Below are 24,451 nucleotides of genomic sequence, written 5' to 3'. Positions count from 1 at the left end.
CGGGGATAACGATGTCCGACCCCGACCCGTCAGCCCCGCCCTCGACCCGTTGGCGCCAACCCGTCGGCGTCGGCGGGCCCGGCCGGCCGTCAGCCCCGGTGCGCCTCCTGCACGAGTTCCGCGACCGCCTCGGCCACCCTCGCCTGGTCGGCCGGGGTCACCACCAGCCAGCCGTCGCGGCCGCGCGCCAGGTAGCGGCCCTCGTCGGTGTCCAGCCAGGTCACCGTGGTCGCGGCCCGCCGCCGGTCCCGGCCGGTGGCGCCGAGGTGGCCGCCGCCGTACCGCCCGGCCACCGCGCGGTGCACGGTGCGCGCCTCCGGCTCGCGCACGCCCGCCGAGCGCAGCACGGCCAGGAACGCCTCAGCGCCGTCCTCGCGCCCCGCCAGGCAGGCCGCCTGGTAGTCGGCGACGCGGACGTTCGCGGCCCGGCCGGGCGCCGCGGGGCTGGCGGGCAGCAGGCCGGCCGCTGCCGGGGCGAGCGCGGTGCCGCGGATCGGCGCGAGGTGGACGTCCGCGCCGAGGCGGGTGGCCAGCACCCCGCGCTCCCCGTCCACGACGGCGAGCGCCTGCCCGGCTCCGGTCGGGTACTCCAGCAGCAGCTGCACGGACATCGTCGGCGCGGCGAGCACCCGCAGCAGCGCCGCGAGCCTCGGCTCCGGGTCGCGCACGGTGCCGAGCCCGCGCGCGGAGAGGGTGTCCGAGCACGCCTCGACGAGTTCCGCGCGGTCGGCCGGCACCGCGCCGAAGTGCCGCACGCCGAGCGGCACCGGCAGCTCCCGGGGCTGGTTGGCCCACCACAGCAGGAAGAACTCCTCCTCGGCGAGCGGGATCCAGCCGCCTGCCGGGTCGGTCATGCCCCGATCACCGGCGGCGCGTACTTCTGGTCGAGCCCGAAGAGGTCCTCGTCCTCCTCCAGGTACGGCGCCGACCGGCGCTCCAGGTCCTCGCCGCCCCGCGCGGACCCGCCAGGGGCCATCCCGGCCCCGCTGCCCGTCGAGCCGGAGCCGGTCGCGCGGCCCTGCGCCACGGCCGCGCGCGCGGCGGGCTCGGTGGCGGACACGCCGGACATCGACTGCGGGCCGCGCGCGGTCCTCGGCGACTCCGCCAGCGGCTCCGGCCTGCCGGCCATCGCGCCGCCGCGCGGCGTCGCCGTCGACGTGCCAGCCCCCGGCCGGGGCGCGACCGGCGGAACGGCCGCCATGAAGGGTTGCAGGGCCGGCGGCGCGGACGCGGGTGGCGGCATGGGCGGCGGCGGCGCGACCTGGTTGAGCACCGGGCTCTGCGGGACGCTGAACTGCGGGACGGTGTGCTCGACGGAGAGCGAGCCCTGCTGGAACTCGGTCATCACGGTCGCGGCCTGGCGGTGCTGCTCGTCCGCGTTGTCGAGCCTGCGGAACGCGCTGTCCGTACCGAGCATCCCGTTGTAGGCGACGTCGCTCGCGGGGCCGGCACCGCCCGCCGGGATGTTGATCCCTGGGATGGTCCGGTGGACGCCGTCCAGCGGAACCATGTGCGGCGCGGCGGGCGGCGGCGCCGGCATGCGGTTCCTGGCGGTCTCGACGTGGCTGATCTCGTCGGTGACCGCGCCGGCGACCTGTTTGGCGTGGTTCCCGGTGTCGGTCGCCCATCCGGTGACCGACCGCATGCCCTGGCGGGCCTGGTCGGCGGAGTCGCCGTGCCACCCGCTCTCGGACGCCAGCAAGGCCGCAGTCAGCTGGTCGGCGACCTGGTGCAGGCCCTGGCTCAGCCGGGCCCACCCGTCGGCGACGGCGGCCGCGCCGGCGAGGTCGACGCCCTGGTGCACCATGTCGTACAGCTCCTGGTGCGTCCAGACCATCCAGTCGACGTGCGCGTCGAGCGAGGCGGGGTCGTGGCGCACGCGAAGGCGCGGCGGCAGCATCACAGGAGTCGCCCCTTCTGCTTGTCGGTGGCCTGTTGCTGCTGAAGTTCCTGTTTCTGCTGGAGTTGCTGCATGCGCCGCCGCTGGTCGTCCTCGGTGGAGAACACCAGCCCGGACGCGGCCCGCACGGTCGACTCGACCTCGTCGAGCACGTGCCGGAACTCCTCCAGCACCAGCGCGGCCGACCGGTCGCCGCCGGACGCGAGTTGGTGCAGGCGCGCGCCGACCAGGTCGCCGACCCAGCTCCTGCCGAAGCTCAGCGGCCGGTTCAGGTCGTAGTTCGCCTGGCCGCACAGCTCGTCCACCTGGTCGCGGGCCTGGCCGATCGCGTCGATCAGGCTGTGCGCCGCGTCCTCGGTCAGGTGCAGGGTGCCCGCCACGGCGGCCTGGTGCGCGCCCGCGATCGCGCCAGCCGCCGTCGCGAGCTGTCCGTGCGCGGCCTGGGCGAACGCCGGAGCCGCACCGAACATCGGCGCAGCGCCAGCGGCGGGCGCTGAGCCGGCTAAGCCACCGGACACGTCGTTCGTCGCCATACTCGATACCCCCTGAGGTGAGCCACCAAAAGGCTACCCAGGGCCGCCGCGCCCCGGCGGCGATTCGGCGAGGAAGCCGAACCGAGATCAAGCACAGTCCACTGTGGACGGTCAGCGCAGGTGCGAGTCGAACCAGTTCAGCGCGCGGTGCCAGGCCTCGGCGGCCGCGTCGGGGGCCGCGTCGAAGCGGTGGTTGGCCCCGGCGAACCGCACCACGTCGGTGGCGATCTCGGCGGCCGCTGCCGCGTCCCGCAGCTTCTCCACGTCGGCGACCGGGATGGCCTCGTCCTCGTCGCCGTACAGGCCGAGCCACGGACAGGACAGCTGCTCGGCGACCTCGACGAGGGCGGGCAGGCCGTCGGACAGCGGGGTGAGGATGCCGCCGCCGGCCACGCTGACCGCGGCGCCGATCGAGCGGCTCGCGGCGATCACCATGGCGACCGCGCCGCCGAGGTCGAAGCCGATCACGCCGGTCCGGTCCGCGCTGATGCCGCGCTCGGCCAGCCACAGGAACGCGACGTCGGTGTCCGCGAGCACCGTCTCGCCCGAGAGCATGCCGACCCGCGCGGCCACGTCGTCCCCGCGCGACTCGTCCAGTTCGTCCGCGTCCTGGTACAGGTGCGGAGCCACCGCCAACCAACCCTCGTCCGCGAGGCTGGCAACGAGGCCGCGCACGGTGTCGGTGACGCCGTGGGCCTCATGCAGCACGACAAGGCCGCCACGGACCACGTTCTCCGGCTCGGCGACGGTGAGCCGCACTTCGCGGCCGTCGGTGAGCGGGAGGCTCTCTGTCCGGGTCTGGGTCATGCACGCCAGCCTTCCACGCTGGGGTGAACATCAGTCAACGTGACCAACCAGACGGAGCAATCCCGCCAAACGGTGGGTGACAGCTAACGTGCAGGTCGAGCCGGCGACGTCGCCGGCCGCCCGGATCAACGAGGAGCCACCGGATGACCGTCCGAACCCGCGCCGACCTCGCCCAGCTCCCTGGCTACGTGCCCGGCCGCACCATCCCAGGGGCGATCAAGCTGGCCAGCAACGAGGTTTCCGCCGGCCCCCTGCCCAGCGTGGTCGCGGCCATCGCGACGGCAGCGACCAACGTGAACCGCTACCCCGACTCCGCCGCGACGGATCTGGTGTCGAGGCTCGCAGCCAAGCTCGGCGTCGAACCGGCGCAGCTCGCGGTCGGCTGCGGCTCGGTGACGCTGTGCCAGCAGCTGGTGCAGGCCACCTGCGGCGAGGCGGACGAGGTCCTGTTCCCGTGGCGGTCCTTCGAGGCGTACCCGCTGATCGTGCAGGTCGTCGGCGCGGGCCAGGTTCGGGTGCCGCTGACCGAGTCGCACGCGCTCGACCTCGACGCGATGGCCGCCGCGATCACCCCGGCGACGCGGCTGGTGTTCGTCTGCACCCCCAACAACCCCACCGGGACAGCACTGCGGCGCGAGGAGATCGAGCGCTTCATCGACGCCGTGCCCGAGCACGTGCTCGTGGTGCTCGACGAGGCGTACCGGGAGTTCGTGGACGACCCCGAGGTGCCCGACGGCGTCGAGGTGGCCAAGGCGCAGTGGGCGAAGGGCCGGGACAACGTCGCCGTGCTGCGCACCTTCTCCAAGGCGTACGGCCTCGCCGGGTTGCGGGTCGGCTACTGCGTCGCCCCCGACGCCGTCGCCGAGGTGCTGCGCAAGGTCTACGTGCCGTTCAGCGTGAACGCGGTGGCACAGGCCGCGGCGATCGCCTCGCTGGAGGCCGAGGACGAGCTGATGGCGCGGTGCGCGGAGATCGTGGCCGAGCGCGCCAGGGTGCGCGGGGAGCTGCTGGCCGCCGGCTACGAGATTCCCGAGACGCAGGGCAACTTCGTCTGGCTGCCGCTGGGCGAGCGGACCGCCGAGTTCAACGAGCACTGCCTGTCGCACAAGGTCGTGGTGCGGGCGTTCGTCGGCGACGGCGCGCGCGTGACCATCGGCGAGCCGGCCGAGAACGACGCGTTCCTGGCCGCCGCCAGGTCGTTCCAGCACTGAGGCCCTCGGCGACGGGTCCTTGCCCGAAAGGGGAAGGACCCGTCGTCAGGACAGTCGTCAGGACAGCAGCAGCTTCGCGATCGCGGCGAGCCCCACCACCACGATGACTGCGCGCAGGGCGACCGGCGGCAGCCGCCGCCCGATCTTCGCGCCGATCTGGCCGCCGATCGTCGAGCCGACCGCAAGCAGCAGCACCGCGGGCCAGGCCACGTGCCCGATGAAGATGAACAGGATGCCGGCGACCAGATTGACCATGGCGGTCAGCACGTTCTTCATCGCGTTCATGCGCTGGAGCTTCTCGTCCATCAGGACGCCCATCAGCCCCATCACCAGCACGCCCTGCGCCGCGCCGAAGTAGCCGCCGTAGATGCCGGCGAGGAACACCCCGACCAGCAACAGCACGCCGCCGTGCTCGTGCCGCTCGGCCTGCCGCTCGGCGAGCTTGCGGTTCAGCCACGGCTGGAGGACCACGAGCACCAGCGCGACCACGATGAGCACCGGCACGATCGCGGAGAAGGCGTTGGCCGGCAGCACAAGCAGCAGGATCGCGCCGATGACGCCGCCGGACAGCGAGGCCGGCAGCAGCCTGCGCAGCCGTTCACCCTGGCCGCGCAGCTCCTGCCGGTAACCGTAGGCGCCGCTGAGCGAGCCGGGCACCAGGCCGAGGCTGTTGGACACGTTGGCGACCACCGGTGGGTAGCCGACCGCGAGCAGCACGGGAAACGTGACCAACGTGCCTGAGCCGACCACGGTGTTGATCGCACCGGCGAACACGCCGGCGACCGCGACCGCTATTGCCTCTAGTGCCGTCACCCGACCTCCCAGCTGAGGTTAGTTAGCAACGCAAAGCCTAGGCATGGCGGCCGTTCAATGGATCCCCGTGTGGCCATGTCGACAGATCGACGCTGGTGGGCGGCCCGACCCGAGGCCGCCGTCCGGCCACGGAGACCGGCCGCGCGCACACCGGCTGACCTGCGCGGTCAACCATTCAACGGTCCGTTGCGGGACCGTGCTTCGCGATGCGCGGAGGGTGGCTCTACGCTTCGCGTCACCCGGCGGTCGCCGGCCATTCCTCGGTCATAAAGCGAGTCATGACGATGGAGCATGTCTACTCCGCGCTCAACGAGCGCCTCAGCACAGTTTTCGGCGACCAGCGGGTCGTGCTCGCGGGTGGGACGCGGTTGCCCAAACGCGTGCAGGAGCTGCATTCGCTCGGGGTCAAACAGCCCCTGGTGCTGAGTACCGAGGATCATGCGCCGCTGTATGACCCCGAGGTGGCGCGCTGGGTGTCGCTCGGCATCGCCGGCAGCCTGGTGTCGGTGGAGCACCGCAGGCTCGAGGAGGTGCTCACCGCCCCGTCCCCGGAGCTGCGCGCCGTCCTGGACGACTACGACCCGACGGGCGACGGCCTGGTGATCAGCACGCCGTACGTGGCCGTGCCGGAGTTCGCCGGGCGGCCGGTGCTCAACTACCGACGCCCCGAGTGGGTGGCGTTGGAGAACAAGACCACCATCGACGCGCTGTGGGCGGAGCTGTCCGTGCCGCACGCGCCCGCCGTCGTGGTCGGCATGGACGAGGACGCGCTCTGGCAGGCGTCCACACTGCTGGACCGGGGCGCCGGCGTGGTGTGGTCCGGCGACGGCCCGAGCATCAACGGTGGCGCGAACTTCGTCCGCAGGGTGCGCGACCGGGAGGAGGCGGCCGGCGCGTTCGCGGTGCTGGCGCCCAAGTGCGACCAGGTGCGGGTGATGCCGTTCCTCGAGGGCATTCCGGTGAGCGTGCACGGCGTGGTGTTCCCGGACGGGACGGCGGTGCTGCGGCCGATCGAGATGGTCGTGCCGAGGCGGGCCGGGTCGGCCAGGTTCCTGTACGCGGGCTGCGCCTCGTACTACGACCCGCCCGCCGCGATCCGTGACGAGATGCGGAACCTGGCGCGGCGGGTCGGCGAGCAGCTGCGGGGGTCGGTCGGCTACCGAGGCACGTTCACGCTGGACGGCATCGCCACCGAGGACGGGTTCCTGCCGACCGAGGTGAACACCAGGTACGGCGGGGCGATGGTGTGCTTCGAGGACGCGCTCCCCCAGCTGCCGCTTGCGCTGGTGCAGGTCGCGTTGGTCGCCGGGCACGACGTCGGGGTGTCGTCGATGGACTTCGAGGACACCCTGCTCGCCGCGGCCGACGCGCGCCGCTCTGGCGCCGTCGCGGCCAACGTCCGCGCGATCCGCCCGTCGGCCGCGGTGGAGCGCCCGGTGGTGTTCGCCGAGTGGTCGTGCCGTTGGGCGCACGCCGAGGAGACCCCGGACGCCGTGCTGCGGCTCAAGCCCGCCCCGATCGGCGGCAGGCTGGAGCTGGACCTCGACCCGGACGTGCTGCCGCCGGGCCGCCCGGTCGCCCCGCTCGCGGTGGCCGCGTTCGCGCTCGCCGACCAGGAGTGGGGCACCGGCTTCGGCCCGCTGGAGCCCGCCGTCCCGGTGGGCGAGGAGACCGGCCACGCGGTGGTGCTGGAGGCCGTGCAGGCGGCCGGCATCGCCTGAGTTGTGCACAGCCCGAGTTGTCCACAGGTTGTTCCACAGCTGTGGACTGATCGAACGTATGTTCGAAACGGCGAGGTGGCGGGGTTCTACCGTGCTCCACGGCGGCCCCGCCACCTGACCGGGAGGTCCTGACATGGCCAGCAAGTTCACCGAGCTCGCGATCGACTGCGCCGATCCGCACGGTCTCGCCGCGTTCTGGTGCTCGGTCCTCGGCTACGAGATGCAGGGCGACGACGACGGGGTGGTCACGATCGGCTCCCCGCTGGTGCCAGAAGGCAGGAACCGCCCTGGCCCGGTGCCACCGACGTTGACCTTCGCGCGCGTGCCCGAGGGCAAGACCGGCAAGAACAGGCTCCACATCGACGTCAACCCAACCGACCGGGAGCAGGACGCCGAGGTCCGCCGCCTGCTCGACCTGGGTGCTCGACACGCCGACGTCGGCCAGGGCGACGCAAGCTGGGTCGTCCTGGCCGACCCGGAGGGAAACGAGTTCTGCGTCCTCGCCTCCCGCTGCCCCTGACCGGAGTCCGCACACCCCGCCAGACCCGCACACCGCGCCAGACCCGCTTCCGGCCGCCGCGCGGGGGCGGCACGCCTATCGGTGTGCCGCCCCGCGCTGGTCGGACTAGCTGGTCGGACTAGGTCGTCGCCCTACGGCGACGCGAGAAGACGATCGCACCGAGACCGACCGTGAGCAGGCCGAGCGCCGCGATGGACAGCCCGCCGACGTTCGCGCCGGTTGAGGCGAGCTGGTCGGTCGTGGCCGCCTGCGGGTCCGCCGTGGTGGTGTCGGTCGCGGCGACGACGACCTCGGCGGCCGGCGCGGGTACCGGCGCGGTCGTGGTCGTGTCGGTGGTCGTGGTCGTCGGGACGGTCGTCGCCTCGGTGACCTTCGCACTGGCCTTCACGTACGGGTCGCCATCGAACTGGTAGCCGAAGTCGTAGCCGAAGGTGTAGCCGACGCCGACCTCCTTCGACGCGGACTTCAGCGCCTCAGCCGGCACGACCGCCGTGGCCTCGACCGTCTTCGTCCCGCCGGCCGGGATCGTGACGCCGGGGCCGCCCCACGCCAGCTCCGCCCAGGCCGGCCCGGTCGGGGACAGCGAAATACCGTCACTCTCATCCATGGCCTTGATGCCGGTCAGCGCGGTTGGCCCGCTGTTGGTCAGGGTCACCAGCAGATGCGCGGTTTCGCCCACCTGGTAGGTGTCCTTGTCCAACGCGATGGAGACGTGCAGGAAGTCGGACAGGGGCCGCTCGGCCGTCAGCTTCACGTTGCCGTACCGGCCGGACTCGTCGATGGTGAGCGTGTTGATGGCATCGCTGGTCATGGCCGGGTACGGCAGGACCCAGCCATCGGGCGTGGTGTAGGAGATCAGATAGTGCCCGGTGGGGACGCTGCCGAAGTCGAACCGGCCCATCGAGTCGGTCGTCGCCTTCAGCCAGGAGTACGGCACGCCACCGGAGAGGTTGATCTGCACCCCGGCGAGGCCGACGCCCTTGTCGGTCGTGATCACGCCGGCGAAGACGCCGCTCGTCCTGGTCACAGGCACGCTGAGGTGGAAATAGTTGTCATCGAGAGTCGCGTCAACCGCGTTCCAGTTGTTGGGGGCGACCTGCACCATCGGCGAGACGTAGCCATCCAGGGTGACGATCCCGAGGCTCGGATCCTTCGCTTCGCCCGGAACGTCGAAAGTCCTGGTGGCGCCCGGCTCGATCGTCGCGCCGCCCACGCCCGCACCGCCCTCGTACAGGTTCAGCTGACGATAGCCCGGTGAGTTGAGGTCCAAGTTGATTGCCGACTTGGTGAGGTCCCATACCTCCAGCGACACGTGTTCGGCGGTGATCTTGCCGACGTTGGTGACGGTGAATTTCACGTGGATCGTGTCGCCGGAGTTGTATGCCACCTTGTCGAAGCTGACAGACACCGACACGTCCGGCAGTTCCTTGGTGTCCCGCGGCTTCGGCGCGGGCGCGTCGCTGCTCGCGGTGGCCGGCGCGGGTTCGGTCGAGGTCGGCGGCACGACAGGAGCCTGCGATGCGGGCGCGGGAGCGGTCGAGTCACTGCTCGCGGCTGCCGAGGTCGGCGCATCCGACGTCGGGGCAGTCGATGGCGGCGTGGTGGTGACCGGGCTCGCCGAAGTGGACTTCGGCGCGGATGTCGACGTGGCCGACGCGGGCGCCGACGGCGTCGTCGTGATGGTCGCGGCGGATTCGTCCGCGAAGGCCGGGCTCGCGGACAAACCGCCGCCGACAATGAGCGCCAGCGCTGCTGCGGACGCGCCCAACTTGGCGGCCATTCGGCCCACCGTGGATTGCGACAAGTGCTTCCCCCTGAATGAAAGGGCCGTCATCGCGCCTTTACTGGCCCCCCGTTTCACAGCGCCACGCGGCCTCGACTAGACGAGGTGAGACTTTACGCATATGCGCGACGAAACCGAATAGCTTCAGCGAAAACCGGTGCGCCAACCAATGGGCGCGCCGGTTGTCCACAGCAAGCCGGAAACGCCTGAGTTCAGTGTCGGGCGCTGTGGGTGGGGCGCCTGACACTGAACTCAGGGGCGGCGTTGGCGATCCTGCTGGCTACGCCTTGGCTTTGGCGAACCTCCAGGTGCCGCTGCCGGCGGCCCGGTCGGTGTAGTCGCTGGTGGACACCCCGTACTTGCTGCCGGCGGCGTTGGCGTCGCCGCCGTTGGTGTCCAGGAAGCCGCCGCTCCAGTTGTCCCAACCGTTGAGCAGGTGAACCCGGTCAGCCTCGCGGACCTTGGAGTCGATGGGGGACGACGTTTCGGCGAACACCCGCCACCGCCCGCTGCCAGGCGCTCGGTCCTTGCCCGGGGAGGTCGACACCCCGAACTTGCTGCCGGGGTTGCCGCTGCTGTTGGTGTCGAGGTACCCGCCGTCGCCACCGTAGAGATTGCGCAGGTAGACGACGTCACCGGTGATCACCTCGGCGCCGATGGCCTTCCCGGACGCCGAGGTGATCTCCCAGGTCCCGGTGCCGGTGGCTCGCGCGGACGTGGGCGCGGTGGAGACCCCGTACTTGCTGCCGCCGGCGTTGGGGTCGCCGCTGTTGGTGTCCAGGAAACCGCCGTTCCAGTTGTCCCAACCATTCTGAAGATGAACCTTGTCGCCATACTTCAGTACGTCTGCCACGGAGTCCTCCGGATCGTCGGTGATCTGGACGGCGGGTGTGCTGCGGTGATCCGCCGTCGCGGCACGGAGGGCACGGTCCGTGACGCGAGACTGGAACCCAGTATGTCCGGACCGTCGCTCTCAGTGAAGGGGGCAGCCGTCGGTGGAGCTGACGGCCCTGCCTGAAGGCGCTGGTCTGATCAGGTTCCTGCGGCTAACGCCAAGTCCCGTTCTGGGCACCCCGGTGACGCGTCGTCACCACGTCAGCATGATCAACCAGCAGACGTATCCACGCCAAGCGACACCGGACACGCACTAGAACATGCCTTGCCGAGCTGAAGCGCAGGGATTTTTTCAGGCCCGTCCGGCGGCGTTGCTACACCCATTGCTACATCGCTCGCGCGCCTAGCCGAGCTCGGCCGCAATGGCACGAAGGTCGTCCGCGCTGGCGGACATGCCCCGCTTCTGGTGAGTGAGTACCAGGTAGGCCCTATGCGCCGCTGCTCGTGGAGTTTTCGCTGCCGCACTAATGCTCAGGTCGAACCCTGAGGTTGACCTGCGCGTTAGCCATGACCTGTGATCCAACTGTGGGTGTAACTGAATCAACTGCCCATGGACTCGGGGTGTTGGCAGGGTCGTTGCCGACATCGTGGCCATCGACCTCGGAGGAAGCCTGGCCAAGGTTGAAGCAACCGAGTTCGCGATAAGACGCGATGGCGTCACCGTAATGCAATCCGATGACATCGGAAGGTATGGTTTGAGGCCACCGTTTCCCTTGACAATACTGGTTGCCAGTCATGGAGCCACTGGCAGGCGCGGCAACGCAGCTTCCCCCGGCCCCTTTGCCGCCATCGCTGGCTGTCAGCATTACCATACGTACGTGATCCGCAGGGCTCTCGGGAAATTCGATGATGGTGTCCGAATGGCCGCTATCGATCGTGATTCGCCGCGTATGTTCAGTCCCGTCGGTTGCATTAGTGGTTGCCGTGATGTTGACCGGCCCTCGAGCCGACACACTGACCGATGTCCCGTCCGAGGTTAGCGACTTGATCCAGCCTGCGACCTCGTACGGGCAGACGGGCACGGTCCCTGACATCGTGGGTTGAACTCCAAGCTCGTGGCCCTCAATTGCGTATGTGGAATTGCTGGCCGCTGTAAGTGCTTCTGGCGACAAGGATGGAGCGACAGGAGCGGTAGTGGGCGGAGGCGCAGGTGCCGTAGAACTAGCTGAAGGTGGCTTCGAGGGCGGCGCTGAGCTGGTCGATGGATTCGGAGCCGGTGATCTAGAGCCTTGAACGACGGTCGTTGGTGGAGGCCCTTGAACGATCGCGCCTACCACGCCAAGCATTAGGAAGAGAACGATCACAGCGCCGAGCACTGTCAGCGTCTTGTGCCTGCGAAACCACGACTTTCTCGCAGACTCGGTCCCGGACTCTGGCGATGCCATACTGTTCCCATCTCGACACACTTATATGGGAGTTACGGCGGCTACATCGCTGACGCGGCGGCGTGTGTTTCATCGCCGACAGCAGGCACTCGGCGGCGCTGCTCTGTCGGGAAGTGCTGCCGGCAGGTGTTGTCCGATCGGACCATCCAGCAGGTTCACGCCGTGCTCCAGAACGCCCTGCAACACGCTTGTAGGGAGGAGATCGTTCGGCGCAACGTGGCCAAGCTCGTGCAGGTCAGAACGCCTCGATATGACGTGCATAGGGGACTGGACTCGGACCAGGCGAAGGCTTTGCCGGATGAGCTGGACTGAGCCCGTTGCTACACCCGTTGCTACACGGAGGGGATGTGACCGGTCCGCGAAGGACGGTCACACCCCCTCTGAGCTGCGGAAGCGGAGGGATTTGAACCCCCGGACAGTTTCCCGTCTCCCGCTTTCAAGGCGGGTGCATTCGGCCGCTCTGCCACGCTTCCCTGTGCCGGTGAGCCTAGCGGGCTAGCGGTCGGTGCTGTGCAGGTGCGTGATGACGCGGTCGAAGACCTTGGCGAGCAGCTCCTGTTCCTCGCGGGAGAGCAGGTCGATCAGGTGTTCGCGGACGCCCTCGACGTGGGTCGGCGCCGCTTCCTTGAGCTGTTGCACGCCCTGCTCCGTGAGCTGGGCGAACACGCCTCGGCCGTCGCTGGCGCAGTCGCGGCGCTCCAGCAGGCCGGCCTTCTCCATCCTCGCCACTTGGTGGGACACCCGGCTCTTGGACGACGCCACGTCGTCGGCCAGCTGACTCATCCGCATCCGACACTCGGGCTGCTCGGACAGCCGAACCAGGATCTCGTAGTCGGCGAGCGAAACCCCGTGGCCCTCCTGGAGTTCCCGGTGCAGCCGCTCCCCCAGCATCGCGGCGCCGACCACGTACGCCCGCCACGATCGCATCTCGCCGTCGTCGAGCCAGCGTGGCTCGACCCGCCCTGTGTCGCTCACCGCTCCAGGTTATGCCCGACGACGACGCTCGATATCCGTTTACCCACGTTCAACCCGTTTCGCCCGCGCCGGACGTCTTCAGCGAGCACACTGCCGCCCCGAGAAGCGCGCCCTTCGACCATTTCGGGCGCACACGGCAGGCGGCGCGGCCTACGTTATTCGGGGGCGGTGTCGCCGAGGTGCAGGAGGAGGGTCCGCAGCAGCGCGGCCAGCTGGTCCTGCTCGGCCTGGGTGAGGCCGGCGAGCAGCGTCCGCTCGGTGGCCAGGTGGGTCACCACGACCTCGTCGACCAGCGCGAGCCCCTCGGGGGTGAGGCGGACCAGGACGCCCCTGCGGTCGTTCGGGTCCGGCGCCCTGCCGACCAGGGCGCGCTGCTCCAGCCGGTCCAGCCGGTGCGTCATGGTTCCCGAGCTGATCATCATGCTGCCCTGGAGGCTGCCGACCGTCCGCACGAACGGCTCGCCCGCCCTGCGCAGGGTGGCCAGCACGTCGAACTCCCACGGGCCGAGCCCGTGCTTGGCGAAGTTGTCCGCGATGCCCTTGCCGAGCAGCGACTCCAGCCTGCTGACCCGGCCGACCACGCCGATGGGCTCCGGTCCGATGCCGGGCCGTTGGGTCCGCCACTGCTCGATGATCATGTCCACCGCGTCTCGCACACCGCGCATTGTGCCCCACATTTAGCTTGACTTCGAGATACACCTGACGTAGATATCTTAACGTCAAGCTACTTGAGATCGAGGAGTTCCCGATGGGCCACACCGGACTGTTGCTGCGCACCGCGGCCGCCCCGGCCATGTGGGGCACCACCTACCTGGTCACCACCGAGCTGTTACCCGTCGACCACCCGATGTGGAACGGGCTGCTGCGCGCGCTGCCCGCCGGGCTCCTCGTGCTCGCGCTGCGCCCCGGCCGACCCACCGGCTCGTGGTGGTGGCGCTCCCTGCTGCTCGGCAGCCTCAACATTGGCGGCTTCTTCGCGCTGCTGTTCGTCGCGGCGCACCTGCTGCCCGGCGGCGTCGCCGCCACCCTCGGCGCGACGCAGGCCCTGCTCGTCGTCGGCCTCGCCGCCGCGCTGCTCGGCGAACGCCCGAGCAGGGCGCAGATCGGCACCGCGCTCGCCGGCGTGCTCGGCGTCGCGCTGCTCGTCCTGCAAGGGACGGCCGCGCTGAACCCGCTCGGCGTGCTCGCCGGCCTCGGCACCGCGGTGCTCATCGCGTTCGGCATGGTGCTGACCCGCCGCTGGGGCCTGCCGACCGACGCGGCCGGGCGGCCGGTGCACGGGCTCACCGCGACGGCCTGGCAGCTGCTCGGCGGCTCGATCGTGCTGCTGGTGCTCGCGCTCGGCATCGAGGGCGCGCCGCCGCACATCGGCTGGTCCTCGGTCGCCGGCTACGCCTGGCTGTCGGTGTTCGGCGGCGCGCTGGCCTACGTGCTGTATTTCGCCGGGGTCCGCAACCTGCCCGCCGCGGCCAGCTCGCTGCTCGGCCTGGTCAGCCCGCTGGTCGCGACGCTGCTCGGCTGGGCGGTGCTCGGCCAGTCGCTCACCCCGGTGCAGCTGGTCGGCGCGGCACTCGTGCTCGCCTCCGTGGTCGTCGGCCAGCGGCTCGCCGTCCGGCGACCCGTCCAGGTGACACCGGCCGGGGACCCGGTCGCTGTCCGCACACCGTCCACTCCGCACCGTTAGTCCACGTTTCACCAGTTCAGGGACCTGTTTAAAGGTTGAGAAACGGGCTGATCAAGCGCATGCTCGAAGGAGCGGCTGGCTTTCGGGAGCATGGCAGTTCGAAGCCCGGTAGCCCGCCCGGAAGGGGAAGGTGGTGCCGTGCGGGTAAGTCCTGAGAGTGACGGCCGGCTGTCAGCTGCACCCCCGCGACCGGATGGGTCGGAACCGACCCGATCGCGACAGTGAGCAGCGCTAGCCGGGTCATCGGGTGCGCAGGCGCCGCTGGCGCTGATCTCAGCGCACGTCGACGCTGTTGAACTCCGCGTCGGTGCGGTCTCCTGACCCCACTGGCGGAGTTCCACGCCAACCCGCTCGGCAGCGTCCGTCACAGACATCGTGAGACCCTGGGTGCGGTGCCCCGACGTCGGGCTCCGCATCCAGGCATGTCCGCACCCCGACTGCCCTATCCCCGACTGCCTGTCGCCGCCTGCCCTATCGTGGCCGTGTCTGGAGCAGGGCTCAAGGAGGACGCGGTGCAGTTCAACGACGACGCCGACCTGGACACCTCGCAGATCGAGGACGCGCGGGGATCGGGCGGTGGTGGCGGCGGAGGCGGTTTCGGGCTCGGCGGGGGTCTCGCGCTCGGCGGCGGCGGCCTCGGCATCATCGGGCTGGTGCTGTACCTCGTGCTCGGCCACCTCGGCGGTGGCGGCGGGCAGGGCGTCAGCTCGGGCAACTCCGGCGGCTCGGACAACTCCGCGATCAGCGCGGAGTGCAAGAAGGGCTCGCAGGCCAACGCGAGCCAGGACTGCCGGGTCACCGCGATCGTGAACTCCGTGCAGAACTACTGGACCGACCAGTTCGCCCGCTCGGGCAAGACCTACAAGCAGGCCCCGACCAAGCTGTTCAGCGGGCGCACGCCGACCGCCTGCGGCACCGGCACCTCCGGGATGGGGCCCTTCTACTGCCCCGGCGACAGCAAGGTCTACATCGACCTGAGCTTCTTCCAGGAGCTACAGACCAAGTTCGGCGCGACCGACAGCCCGTTCGTCGAGTCCTACGTGCTGGCCCACGAGTACGGCCACCACGTGCAGAACCTGCTCGGCACCAACAAGAAGGTCGGCACCGCGACCGGCGCGAACTCGGGCTCCGTGCGGCTGGAACTCCAGGCCGACTGCTACGCGGGCGTGTGGGCCAACCACGCCAGCACCACCGTGGACAAGTCGGGCAAGAAGCTGATCGACAAGATCACCCAGCAGGACATCAACAACGCGCTGGACGCGGCGAGCCGGATCGGCGACGACTACATCCAGAAGAACCTCGGCAACGGGCAGGTGAACCAGAGCCAGTTCACCCACGGCAGCTCCGCGCAGCGGCAGAAGTGGTTCACCACCGGCATCCAGACCGGCGACCCCGCGCGCTGCGACACGTTCGGGGCCACCGACCTCGGCTAGGTATGCGGTCTAGGGCACGGGCGCGTCTCAGGGCGCGTTCTCGGCCCCGAGCAGCTCGCGGCAACCGTCGACACCGGAGACCGTCAGCTGCCAGTCGGGCCGCTTGAAGGCGTCGCGGGTCAGCAGCAGCCTGCGGTGGGTCGTCGCGGTGCCGCGCACGACCAGCTGCTCCGAGCCGTCCTCGACATAGCCGAGCCTGCGGCTCACGCCGAGCGAGCGCGGGTTGTCCACCAACGCCGACGAGCGCGCCGTGGTCGCGCCGAGCTGGTCGAAGGCGAACATCAGCACGGCCGCGCGCATCTCCGTGCCGATGCCACTGCCCTGGTGCCGCAGGCCGATCCACGAACCGGTGCCGACCGCCCTGGTGGCCGCGAACTCGCGGCCGTGCAGGCCCTGGTTGCCGATCACCCGACCGTCCAACCTGACCAGGAAGTTGACGTCCCACCGCTGCGGCGACACCGCGGCGCGCTGGCCCCAGTGGAACCGCATGGTGTTGACGCCGAGCTGCTCACTCGGCGCGTCGGTCCAGGCGACGCCGAAGGGCATCTCGTCGGGCGCGTGCACGCCGAGCCGCGCCTCTTCGACCAGCTCGAGCAGGCCCGCGTCGTCGTCGGGACGCAGTTCGAGCCGGGGAGTGCGCAGCACCAGCCGCCGCAGCGGCCAGGGGTCGGGTAGCTCGTCCATGTCCAGATGCTGGGTGATGGGGCGGCCGGCTCGCCACCCCATTACGGTCGGGGCATGCACGCGATCATCGTCAGTGAGCCGGGCGGTCCCGAGGTGCTCCAGTGGGCCGAGCGTCCCGATCCCGTTGCCGGACAGGGCGAAGTGCTGCTCGACATCGCGGCCACCGCCGTGAACCGGGCGGACCTGTTGCAGCGGCAGGGTCTGTACCCGCCGCCGCCGGGCGCGAGCGACGTCATCGGCCTCGAGTGCAGCGGCACGATCGCGGCGCTCGGCCCCGGCGTCACCGGCTGGCGGGTCGGCGACGAGGTGTGCGCGCTGCTGGCCGGCGGCGGCTACGCCGAGCGGGTGGCCGTGCCGGCCGCGCAACTGCTGCCGGTGCCGGCCGGCGTCGACCTGGTGAGCGCCGCCGCGCTGCCTGAGGTGGCCTGCACGGTGTGGTCGAACGTGGTGATGCTCGCGGGGCTTGGCGCTGGCGACGTCTTCCTGGTGCACGGCGGGGCCGGCGGCATCGGCACGCACGCGATCCAGCTCGGCAAGGCGTTGGGGGCGACCGTCGCGGTGACCGCCGGGTCAGCCGAGCGGCTCGCGCGGTGCCGGGAGCTCGGCGCCGACCTTGCGGTGAACTACCGCGACCAGGACTTCGTCGCGGAGCTGCGGCAGGCCACCGACGGCCACGGCGCCGACGTGGTGCTGGACAACATGGGCGGGTCCTATCTCGACCGCAACGTCGACGCGCTGGCCACCGGCGGCCGGCTGACGGTGATCGGCATGCAGGGCGGCCGGAAGGGCGAGCTGGACCTGGCGAAGCTGATGGCCAAGCGGGCGAGCGTTTCCGCGACCTCGCTGCGGCCCCGGCCGGTCGATGGCCCCGGCGGCAAGGCGGAGATCATCGCGGACGTCCGCGCGCGGCTGTGGCCGCTGGTGGAGGTGGGCGCGGTCCGGCCGATCGTGCACGACGTGCGCGACATCAGGGACATCGGCAGCGCCCACCGCGACCTCGCCGACGGCGACGTGTTCGGCAAGCTGGTGCTGCGCGTGTCATGAGACCCCTCGGGCCACGGCGAGTCTGGTGCGGGCCGAGACGCGGAAGGTGAGGGCGTACTCCTCGCGCCATCTGGCCAGCACGGCGCGCTGGCCGCGTTGGTCGGCGTCGTCGACCAGCACCACGGCGCCCGGCGCGAGCGCGCCGCCGAGCACCGGCAGCGCCGGGTACCTGGCCAGCTCCGTCGCCGGTTCGGTTGAGGTCGGGCCGTCGACCAGGAGCAGGTCGACCAGGCCGCGGCGCTCGACGAACGCGGTCACCTCGTCGTGCACCAGCTGCGGCGAGTACCAGCGCAGGTCGCCGATGGCGGCGGGGTGCGGGGCCAGCGGCGCGTGCACGACCCTGGCGACGTGGCCGAGGCCCTCCCTGCGCAGCTGGCTGCCGACGAAGGCCGCGGTGCGCTCGTCGTGTTCGACCGACAGCAGGTGCCCGAACCCGCGCCTGGCCAACAGGCGCGCCAGCACCACCGACGAGGACCCGCAACCGCACTCGACCAGCACCGAGCGGGAACCCAGCAGCACCTCGTCGGCCACCTCGGCCAGCGCGGACGGCCGCAGCTCCTGCGCGGTGTTCGGCAGGTAGTCGGTGTGCAGCGGGGCCAGCCGGAGCAGCGCGCCCAAGTCGGCCAACTCCCTGGTCAGCGACTCGTCCAACGCACCTCCGAATGGCCTTCGCACGGCGGCGCGACCGGGGCGCTAACCGAGCTCGGCCACCGCCCGCACGAGCTGGTCGATCTCGACCGCGTTCGTGTAGTGCGCCAGGCCGACCCGGACGGCACCGCCGACCTCACCGACACCAAGGGCCGAGAACACCCCGTAGTGACCGGAGTCGGCGAACGCGCAGACCCCTCGGGCCGACAGGTGCTCGACGCCGTCGGTCGACTTGACCCCGGCGATCGTGAAGGCCAGCGCGGGCACCCGGCGCATCGCGTCCCCGATCACCATTACGTGACGGAGCGAACGCAGCTCGTTGATGAGGTTAGCGAGAAGTCCGGCCTGGTAGGACTTCACTGAGCCAAGTGAGGTGAGCACGCGCTCGCGGCGCGAGCCGGTCGCGGTGTCGTCCAGCCCGGCGAGGTACTCCACCGAGGCGACCAGCCCGGCCAGCAGCGGATAGGCGTGCGGGCCGAGTTCGAGCCGTTCCGGGCCGCGCGCGCCGGGCTCCAGCGCCGAGGACGGCAGCCGGTCCAGCATCGCCGGATCGCGGAACACCAGCGCGCCAACCGGCGGACCGCCCCACGCGTTGGCCGACACGACGACCACGTCCGCGTCCATCGCCGAGATGTCCAGCGGCACGAACGGCGCGGCCGAGGAGGCGTCCACCACGACGAGCGCCCCGGACTTGCGGGCCGCCTCGGCGATCTTGCTCAGGTCGGGCCGCGTGCCGACCGCGCCGGAGGCGGCCGTGATGGCGACCACCTTGCACCGGTCGGAGACCAGCCCGTCGTACTGCCAGGCGGGCAGCTCGCACGTCTCGATGTCCACCTCGGCCCAGCGCACCACGCTGCCGGTGCGTTGGGCGGCGCGTTGCCACGGGGCGATGTTCGCCGGGTGGTCCAACCGCGACACGACCACCTCGTCGCCGAGGAACCAGTCGTCGGCCAGCGCGTCGGCGAGCCGTTGCAGCAGCGCGGCCGCGCTCGGGCCGAGCACCACGCCTGCCGGGTCCGCGCCGACGAGGTCGGCGACCGATCGGCGCGCCGCGTCCACGATCGCCTCGGCGCGCTGGGACGCGGGGAATATTCCACCCGGACCGGACACGGGGGCCCGCAGCGCCGTCGACACGGCGGTGGCCACCTGTTCGGGCACCTGCATACCGGCCGGAGCGTCCAGATGCACCCAGCCGTCGCCCAACGCGGGGAAGAGCCCCCGTACCCGAGCGACGTCGAACGCCATGCGCACACCGTACGGAGGACAGCAAATCGCGTGGACCCCGGGGCGCGCAGTGGACGGACGGCGGCCCGCTCCCAGGTGTGCCGTCCTGGCGGCGCGGTGGCCCGGTGGCCGTCTGCTCCCGGAGCTGCCAGGTGCCAGGATGGGACGCATGACTGAGTCCAACGAGAGCGCCGCCAGCGGGATCGACGAGGGGCGACGCGTGCTGGTGGTCGGCCCGGACGGCGTGCCGCTCGGCGCCACCCGTGTCCCGTCCGCCGAGGAGGGCGAGCCCGGTGGTCAGGACGTCACCGGGCTGGTCGAGCAGCCGGCCAAGGTGATGCGGATCGGCACGATGATCAAGCAGCTGCTTGAGGAGGTGCGCGCGGCGCCGCTCGACGACGCCAGCCGCACCCGCCTGCGGGAGATCCACAAGCGGTCCATCCGCGAGCTGGAGGACGGGCTGGCGGCCGAGCTGCGCGACGAGCTCGAACGGCTGTCGCTGCCGTTCACCGAGGACACGCCGTCGGACGCGGAGCTGCGCATCGCGCAGGCCCAGCTCGTCGGCTGGCTGGAGGGCCTGTTCCACGGCATCCAGACCACGCTGTTCGCCCAGCAGATGGCCGCGCGGGTGCAGCTGGAGCAGATGCGCGGACGCGCCCTGCCGCCCGGGTCCAGCGCGCTGGACCCGCACGACGCCCCACACTCGAAGGGGACGGGTCAGTACCTCTGACCCCATCGCGGAGGCCCGCACTATCGAGTGGCACCCACCTTGTGGCAGTCGTCACTTGCAGCAACCAATACGATGCCTCAACCGTGCGTCGTGAAGAGGAGCTCAAAGTGTTCGACAACGTGCGCCGATCCCTGCGAGCAGACAATGTCCGTCGAGCGGTCCGCGACAAGGCGATGCGGGCCGTCGACGAGGTTGTCGGCAGGTACTACCGGGCGCAGAGCGGCGAGGTGCAGCGCCTGCGCAGCGAGATCGCCGAGCTGCGTGCCGAACTTCACAGTGGGCTCGACCGGGTGCCCGAGGAGCTGCGCAGGCACTCGGACCGGCTGCTTGAGGCGACGTCCCGGTTCGAGCACCGGCAGCGCCGGGACCTCATGTTCGCCGCGGAGACGGAGGCCGCGCGGCAGAGCGAGCAGTTCGCCAGGGAGGTGATGCCGACGGTGCCGCAGTTCGCCGACCCGCACGCGACCCTGGAGCACGCGCTCACGCTGGCCCCCGAGGGCGGGCTCACGCTGGAGTTCGGGGTCTACACGGGCACCACGCTGAAGATCATCGCGGCGGCCCGCGAAGGCGGCGGGGTGTTCGGCTTCGACTCCTTCGAGGGGCTCCCGGAGAACTGGCGCAGCGGGTTCACCGAGGGCGCGTTCGGAGTGGACAGCCTGCCCGAGGTCCCCGGCGCCGACCTGGTCGTCGGCTGGTTCGACGACACCCTGCCGGCCTTCCTCGAAGAGCACGACGGCCCGGTGCACTTCCTGCACGTGGACTGCGACCTGTACTCGTCCACCAAGACCGTGCTCGACCTGGTCGGACCCCGGTTGCGGCCGGGCAGCATCGTGGTCTTCGACGAGTACTTCAACTACCCGGGCTGGCAGGAGCACGAGCACAAGGCGTGGCTGGAACACGTCGAGGCCACGGGCCTGAAGTTCAGCTACGAGGGGTACACCGCCGACCACGAACAGGTCATTGTCAAGTTGATCGCAACGTGACCGCCCAGAAGCAGGTGCGCCATCAACGCCCCGGTACCCTCAGTTCTCGTGCAACCATCCAGCACGATTGAGCGACCCATGGTGCCTGACGCGCCGTCCACCCGAAGCTGGGGCCGTGCCTTCGCCGACATCCGGCAGGGCTTTGCCGACCGCGAACTCTGGGGCCACCTGGGCTGGCAGGACATCAAGCAGCGGTACCGCCGGTCGGTGATCGGTCCACTGTGGATCACCATCTCGATGGGCGTCACCGCGCTCGGCCTCGGCCTGCTGTACGCAGTGATCTTCAACAACGACTTCGCCACGTTCCTTCCCTACGTGGCGGTCGGCTTCATCGTGTGGGGCTTCATCAACGGCTGCCTCACCGAGGGGATGGAGACGTTCATCGCCAACGAGGGGCTGATCAAGCATCTGCCCGCCCCGTTGACGGTGTACGCGCTGCGCACGGTGTGGCGGCAGACACTGATGCTCGCGCACAACCTCGTGGTCTACGTGATCCTGCTGATCGTCTTCTACGGCGATCTGAGCAAGCCCGCGTACACGCTGTCCGGCAAGCTGTGCGGCACCGAGGGGGCCGGCTTCTGCCACCCCGGACTCGGCTGGGGCGCGCTGATGGCGATCCCCGCGTTCGTGCTGATCGCGATCAACGGCGGCTGGGTCACCCTGCTGTTCGGCATCATCAGCACCCGGTTCCGCGACATCCCGCAGGTCATCAACAGCCTCACCCAGCTGCTGTTCTACATGACCCCGATCGTCTGGTCGGCGGACACGCTGTTCGCGGGAACGCACCCCAACCGCGACTGGGCGAAGGTGCTGTTCCAGTTCAACCCGCTGTACCACTTCGTGCAGATCATGCGCGCGCCGATGGTCGGCCAGCAGGTCAGCATGGTGAGCTGGTCGGTCGTCGGCGGCATTACCGTGGTCGGGTGGGCGTTGGCGCTCGGCGCGCTGCGCAACTACCGTGCCCGCGTGTCCTACTGGGTCTGAGTGAGGCGAACGTATGGTCAGCATTGACGTCTGGAACGCCTCGGTCGACTTCCCCATCTTCGACGCGAAGACTCGCTCGCTGAAGAAGCTGGTGCTCGGCAAGGTCGGCGGGAAGATCGGCACCGAGGGCAAGGTGCCGATCATCGAGGCACTGAACGACATCACCCTGTCTCTCAAGGAGGGTGACCGGGTCGGACTGGTCGGCCACAACGGCGCCGGCAAGTCCACCCTGCTGCGGCTGCTGGCCGGCATCTACGAGCCGACCAGGGGCTCCGCGCGCATCGACGGCAAGGTCGCGCCCGTGTTCGACCTCGGCGTCGGCATGGACCCGGAGATCTCGGGCATCGAGAACATCATGATCCGGGGCCTGTTCCTCGGCATGACCCGCAAGCAGATGGAGAAGCGGGTCGACGACATCGCCGAGTTCACCGAGCTCGGCGACTACCTCCAGATGCCGCTGCGCACCTACTCCACGGGTATGCGGGTCCGGCTCGCGCTCGGCATCGTCACGTCGATCGACCCGGAGATCCTGATCCTGGACGAGGGCATCGGCGCGGTCGACGCGGCCTTCATGGAGAAGGCGCGGGACCGGCTGAGCGACCTGGTGCGGCGGTCCGGCCTGCTGGTGTTCGCCAACCACTCGGACGAGTTCCTCGCGGAGTTCTGCGACACCGCCATCTGGATGGACGAGGGTCACATCAAGGCCCAGGGCAACCTGCGCGAAGTTGTGACCGCGTACAAGGGCAGGGACCCGTTCGAGAACTTCAGCCAGGAGACACTGCGTAGGATCGGGCAGTCCCCCGCGCTCAGCACGAACGGTGGCGATCACGCATGATCGAGCAGCAGCTACCCGAGGGCGCCGTGGTCGCGGTCGTGGTCACCCGGCACCGACGGGAGTTGCTGGCCGAGTCGCTGAAGTCGATCGGCGCGCAGACCAGGACGCCCGACCACCTCATCGTGGTGGACAACGGACCTGACCAGCCCGCCGACGACATCGTCGCGCAGTGCCCCGTGCCGTCGACCTACCTGCCGTCGCAGCGCAACCTCGGCGGCGCGGGCGGCTTCGCGCTCGGCATGCTGCACGCGCTGGCGATGGGGGCCGAGTGGGTGTGGCTGGCCGACGACGACGGCAGGCCGGCCGACGACACGGTGCTGACCACGCTGCTCGAGGTCGCGCAGCGGCGCGGGCTGGCCGTGGTGTCCCCGGTGGTGGCCAACATCGACGAGCCGCGCAAGCTCGCGTTCCCGATGCGCCGGGGCCTCACCTGGAAGCGGCAGACGGCCGAGCTGGGCGTCGACTTCCTGCCAGGCATCGCGTCGTTCTTCAACGGCGCGCTGTTCCGGGCGTCCACCCTCGACGTGGTCGGCGTGCCGGACTACCGGCTGTTCTTCCGGGGCGACGAGGTGGAGATCCACCGCAGGGTGGTGCGCAGCGGCCTGCCGTTCGGCACCAGCCTGCGCGCCACCTACCTGCACCCGGACGGCTCCGACGAGTTCAAGCCGATGCTCGGCGGCCGGTTCCACGCGCAGGACCCGGAGAACGTGGTCAAGCGGTACTACACCTACCGCAACCGGGGCTACCTGCTGTCCCAGCCGGGGATGCGCAAGCTCGGGCTGCTCGAGGTGTTCCGCTTCGGGCTGTACTTCCTCGGCGTCAAGCGGGACCCGAAGGCGTTCGTCGAGTGGCTGAGGCTGGTGCGCCTCGGGCAGCGGGAGCGGTTCTTCCGCAATTGACATCCTCTCCGTCCTAACGGACGGTGATTCCCTCCATGCCGCGCGTGGAATGCGCGGCGTCCGGGTGGGTTACCGTTTCGCCGCGCCGTGCCGGGACGAGTCCTGGTCTTACCCGCGCTCCACGGTCGTTGAAGTCCGCCTGTCCGGCGGCCTTGATGTTCCTGGCGGCGTTGACGTCCCGGTCGTGGACCGACCCACATGGGCAGGTCCACGACCGGACGCTGAGTGGCATTTTCTCGGTGATCTGGCCGCAGTCCGAGCACCTGCGGGTGGAGGGGAAGAACCGGTCCACCCTGGCGAAGGTCCGCCCGTATCTGGCCGCTTTGTACTCCAGCATCGCGGTGAAACCGGCCCAGCCGGCGTCGTGCACGGACTTGGCCAACCGGGTCCGACCCAGACCAGTCACGCACAGGTCCTCGACATACACCGCTTGGTTGTCGCGGATGATCGCCGTGGACAGCTTGTGCTGCCAGTCTCGCCGGGTGTCAGCCACCCGGACATGCGCCCTGGCGACCTTCACGAGGGCCTTCTTCCTGCGGCTGCTGCCCCGCTGCTTGCGGGACAGGTCTCGTTGCAGCCGCGTGAGTGTGCGGGCCGCGCGGCGCAGGAACCTCGGCGCCGTGATCTTCGTGCCGTCGGACAGGTCCGCGAAATGCGTCAACCCCAGGTCGATACCGACCTCGGCGTCGGCCGGCGGCAGCACCTCGCCCTCGTCCTCGCCGGGCTGGACGACGGAAGAGGGGCAGGACCCGCCCGCCGCG

The 24,451-nt window shown here is 70.4% G+C and carries 25 protein-coding genes and 1 tRNA gene; 12 read left to right on the top strand and 14 right to left on the bottom strand.

The features are described 5' to 3' along the window. Positions 1-89 precede the first annotated feature (89 nt). The 4 genes from F0L68_RS12830 to F0L68_RS12815 form a co-directional block, all read right to left on the bottom strand. Entirely contained in the window at positions 90-854 is a 765-nt protein-coding gene (locus F0L68_RS12830; RefSeq protein ID WP_149849761.1) for an ESX secretion-associated protein EspG, read from the bottom strand. Continuing rightward, entirely contained in the window at positions 851-1,900 is a 1,050-nt protein-coding gene (locus F0L68_RS12825) for a PPE domain-containing protein (protein ID WP_149849760.1), read from the bottom strand. Before F0L68_RS12825 ends, F0L68_RS12830 begins: the two co-directional genes overlap by 4 nt. Beyond that, positions 1,900-2,433: a hypothetical protein gene (locus F0L68_RS12820; protein ID WP_149849759.1), complete on the bottom strand. Its 534-nt coding sequence runs from the start codon at positions 2,431-2,433 to the stop codon at positions 1,900-1,902. Before F0L68_RS12820 ends, F0L68_RS12825 begins: the two co-directional genes overlap by 1 nt. A gap of 111 nt (positions 2,434-2,544) precedes the next feature. Further along, complete coding sequence (locus F0L68_RS12815) at positions 2,545-3,240, bottom strand: dienelactone hydrolase family protein (RefSeq protein ID WP_149849758.1); 696 nt, start codon at positions 3,238-3,240, stop codon at positions 2,545-2,547. A gap of 143 nt (positions 3,241-3,383) precedes the next feature. Between F0L68_RS12815 and hisC the strand changes: the two genes are divergently transcribed. Further along, positions 3,384-4,451, top strand: a complete 1,068-nt coding sequence (gene hisC, locus F0L68_RS12810; RefSeq protein WP_149849757.1) for a histidinol-phosphate transaminase — start codon at positions 3,384-3,386, stop codon at positions 4,449-4,451. A 57-nt stretch (positions 4,452-4,508) separates the two neighbouring features. Here the strand turns inward: hisC and F0L68_RS12805 are convergent, their stop codons facing one another. Then, positions 4,509-5,264: a sulfite exporter TauE/SafE family protein gene (locus F0L68_RS12805; RefSeq protein WP_149849756.1), complete on the bottom strand. Its 756-nt coding sequence runs from the start codon at positions 5,262-5,264 to the stop codon at positions 4,509-4,511. A gap of 278 nt (positions 5,265-5,542) precedes the next feature. Between F0L68_RS12805 and F0L68_RS12800 the strand changes: the two genes are divergently transcribed. After that, complete coding sequence (locus F0L68_RS12800; RefSeq protein WP_223198744.1) at positions 5,543-6,985, top strand: ATP-grasp domain-containing protein; 1,443 nt, start codon at positions 5,543-5,545, stop codon at positions 6,983-6,985. 133 nt (positions 6,986-7,118) lie between these two features. Further along, positions 7,119-7,505: a VOC family protein gene (locus F0L68_RS12795; protein WP_149849755.1), complete on the top strand. Its 387-nt coding sequence runs from the start codon at positions 7,119-7,121 to the stop codon at positions 7,503-7,505. Between the two features lie 118 nt (positions 7,506-7,623). Here F0L68_RS12795 and F0L68_RS12790 read toward each other — a convergent pair whose 3' ends face one another. Next, positions 7,624-8,862, bottom strand: a complete 1,239-nt coding sequence (locus F0L68_RS12790) for an LPXTG cell wall anchor domain-containing protein (RefSeq protein WP_149849754.1) — start codon at positions 8,860-8,862, stop codon at positions 7,624-7,626. Between F0L68_RS12790 and F0L68_RS42325 the strand changes: the two genes are divergently transcribed. Further along, complete coding sequence (locus tag F0L68_RS42325; RefSeq protein ID WP_188316545.1) at positions 8,828-9,388, top strand: hypothetical protein; 561 nt, start codon at positions 8,828-8,830, stop codon at positions 9,386-9,388. The genes F0L68_RS12790 and F0L68_RS42325 overlap by 35 nt on opposite strands. A 180-nt stretch (positions 9,389-9,568) precedes the next feature. Here the strand turns inward: F0L68_RS42325 and F0L68_RS12780 are convergent, their stop codons facing one another. From F0L68_RS12780 to F0L68_RS12765, 4 genes are all read right to left on the bottom strand, one after another. Beyond that, complete coding sequence (locus F0L68_RS12780; protein WP_149849753.1) at positions 9,569-10,141, bottom strand: hypothetical protein; 573 nt, start codon at positions 10,139-10,141, stop codon at positions 9,569-9,571. Between the two features lie 1,814 nt (positions 10,142-11,955). Beyond that, a tRNA-Ser gene (locus tag F0L68_RS12775) sits at positions 11,956-12,040 on the bottom strand. A gap of 22 nt (positions 12,041-12,062) precedes the next feature. Further along, positions 12,063-12,494 (bottom strand): MarR family winged helix-turn-helix transcriptional regulator, encoded by a 432-nt coding sequence (locus F0L68_RS12770; RefSeq protein ID WP_149850033.1) that lies wholly within the window; start codon positions 12,492-12,494, stop codon positions 12,063-12,065. 203 nt (positions 12,495-12,697) lie between these two features. Then, positions 12,698-13,207, bottom strand: coding sequence for a MarR family winged helix-turn-helix transcriptional regulator (locus F0L68_RS12765; RefSeq protein WP_223198743.1), 510 nt, complete (start codon positions 13,205-13,207; stop codon positions 12,698-12,700). Between the two features lie 83 nt (positions 13,208-13,290). Between F0L68_RS12765 and F0L68_RS12760 the strand changes: the two genes are divergently transcribed. Both F0L68_RS12760 and ypfJ read left to right on the top strand, forming a co-directional pair. Beyond that, positions 13,291-14,226, top strand: coding sequence for an EamA family transporter (locus F0L68_RS12760; RefSeq protein ID WP_149849751.1), 936 nt, complete (start codon positions 13,291-13,293; stop codon positions 14,224-14,226). A gap of 512 nt (positions 14,227-14,738) precedes the next feature. Continuing rightward, positions 14,739-15,659 carry a KPN_02809 family neutral zinc metallopeptidase gene (gene ypfJ, locus F0L68_RS12755; RefSeq protein WP_149850032.1) on the top strand — a complete coding sequence of 307 codons (921 nt, stop codon included), beginning with the start codon at positions 14,739-14,741 and terminating at the stop codon, positions 15,657-15,659. A gap of 27 nt (positions 15,660-15,686) precedes the next feature. Here ypfJ and F0L68_RS12750 read toward each other — a convergent pair whose 3' ends face one another. Next, positions 15,687-16,343 (bottom strand): GNAT family N-acetyltransferase, encoded by a 657-nt coding sequence (locus F0L68_RS12750; RefSeq protein WP_149849750.1) that lies wholly within the window; start codon positions 16,341-16,343, stop codon positions 15,687-15,689. 54 nt (positions 16,344-16,397) lie between these two features. Between F0L68_RS12750 and F0L68_RS12745 the strand changes: the two genes are divergently transcribed. Beyond that, entirely contained in the window at positions 16,398-17,387 is a 990-nt protein-coding gene (locus F0L68_RS12745; protein WP_149849749.1) for an NAD(P)H-quinone oxidoreductase, read from the top strand. Here the strand turns inward: F0L68_RS12745 and F0L68_RS12740 are convergent. Then, complete coding sequence (locus F0L68_RS12740; protein ID WP_149849748.1) at positions 17,382-18,038, bottom strand: class I SAM-dependent methyltransferase; 657 nt, start codon at positions 18,036-18,038, stop codon at positions 17,382-17,384. The two genes, F0L68_RS12745 and F0L68_RS12740, sit on opposite strands and share 6 nt — an antisense overlap. Positions 18,039-18,080: 42 nt before the next feature. Continuing rightward, on the bottom strand, positions 18,081-19,280 hold the full coding sequence (locus F0L68_RS12735; RefSeq protein ID WP_149849747.1) for a cysteine desulfurase-like protein: 1,200 nt from the start codon (positions 19,278-19,280) through the stop codon (positions 18,081-18,083). Between the two features lie 139 nt (positions 19,281-19,419). Between F0L68_RS12735 and F0L68_RS12730 the strand changes: the two genes are divergently transcribed. The 5 genes from F0L68_RS12730 to glfT1 all read left to right on the top strand — a co-directional run bounded on the left by F0L68_RS12730 (position 19,420) and on the right by glfT1 (position 23,690). Further along, positions 19,420-19,989, top strand: a complete 570-nt coding sequence (locus tag F0L68_RS12730; RefSeq protein WP_149849746.1) for a bacterial proteasome activator family protein — start codon at positions 19,420-19,422, stop codon at positions 19,987-19,989. A gap of 107 nt (positions 19,990-20,096) precedes the next feature. Continuing rightward, complete coding sequence (locus F0L68_RS12725) at positions 20,097-20,972, top strand: class I SAM-dependent methyltransferase (RefSeq protein ID WP_223198742.1); 876 nt, start codon at positions 20,097-20,099, stop codon at positions 20,970-20,972. A 78-nt stretch (positions 20,973-21,050) separates the two neighbouring features. Beyond that, positions 21,051-21,956 (top strand): galactan export ABC transporter permease subunit Wzm/RfbD, encoded by a 906-nt coding sequence (wzm, locus tag F0L68_RS12720; RefSeq protein WP_149849745.1) that lies wholly within the window; start codon positions 21,051-21,053, stop codon positions 21,954-21,956. Between the two features lie 13 nt (positions 21,957-21,969). Then, on the top strand, positions 21,970-22,791 hold the full coding sequence (gene wzt / locus F0L68_RS12715; RefSeq protein ID WP_149849744.1) for a galactan export ABC transporter ATP-binding subunit Wzt/RfbE: 822 nt from the start codon (positions 21,970-21,972) through the stop codon (positions 22,789-22,791). Then, the gene (gene glfT1 / locus F0L68_RS12710) at positions 22,788-23,690 is read left to right on the top strand and encodes a galactofuranosyltransferase GlfT1 (RefSeq protein ID WP_149849743.1); all 903 of its coding nucleotides are present in this window, start codon (positions 22,788-22,790) and stop codon (positions 23,688-23,690) included. Before wzt ends, glfT1 begins: the two co-directional genes overlap by 4 nt. 13 nt (positions 23,691-23,703) lie before the next feature. Here the strand turns inward: glfT1 and F0L68_RS12705 are convergent. Further along, the coding region (locus tag F0L68_RS12705) for an RNA-guided endonuclease InsQ/TnpB family protein (protein WP_223198741.1) at positions 23,704-24,451 on the bottom strand (748 nt) is incomplete at its 5' end.

This window comes from Solihabitans fulvus, from assembly GCF_008386585.1.
In the GTDB taxonomy this organism is placed as follows: domain Bacteria; phylum Actinomycetota; class Actinomycetes; order Mycobacteriales; family Pseudonocardiaceae; genus Solihabitans; species Solihabitans fulvus.
This window is presented reverse-complemented; position numbering and strand designations above follow the sequence as displayed.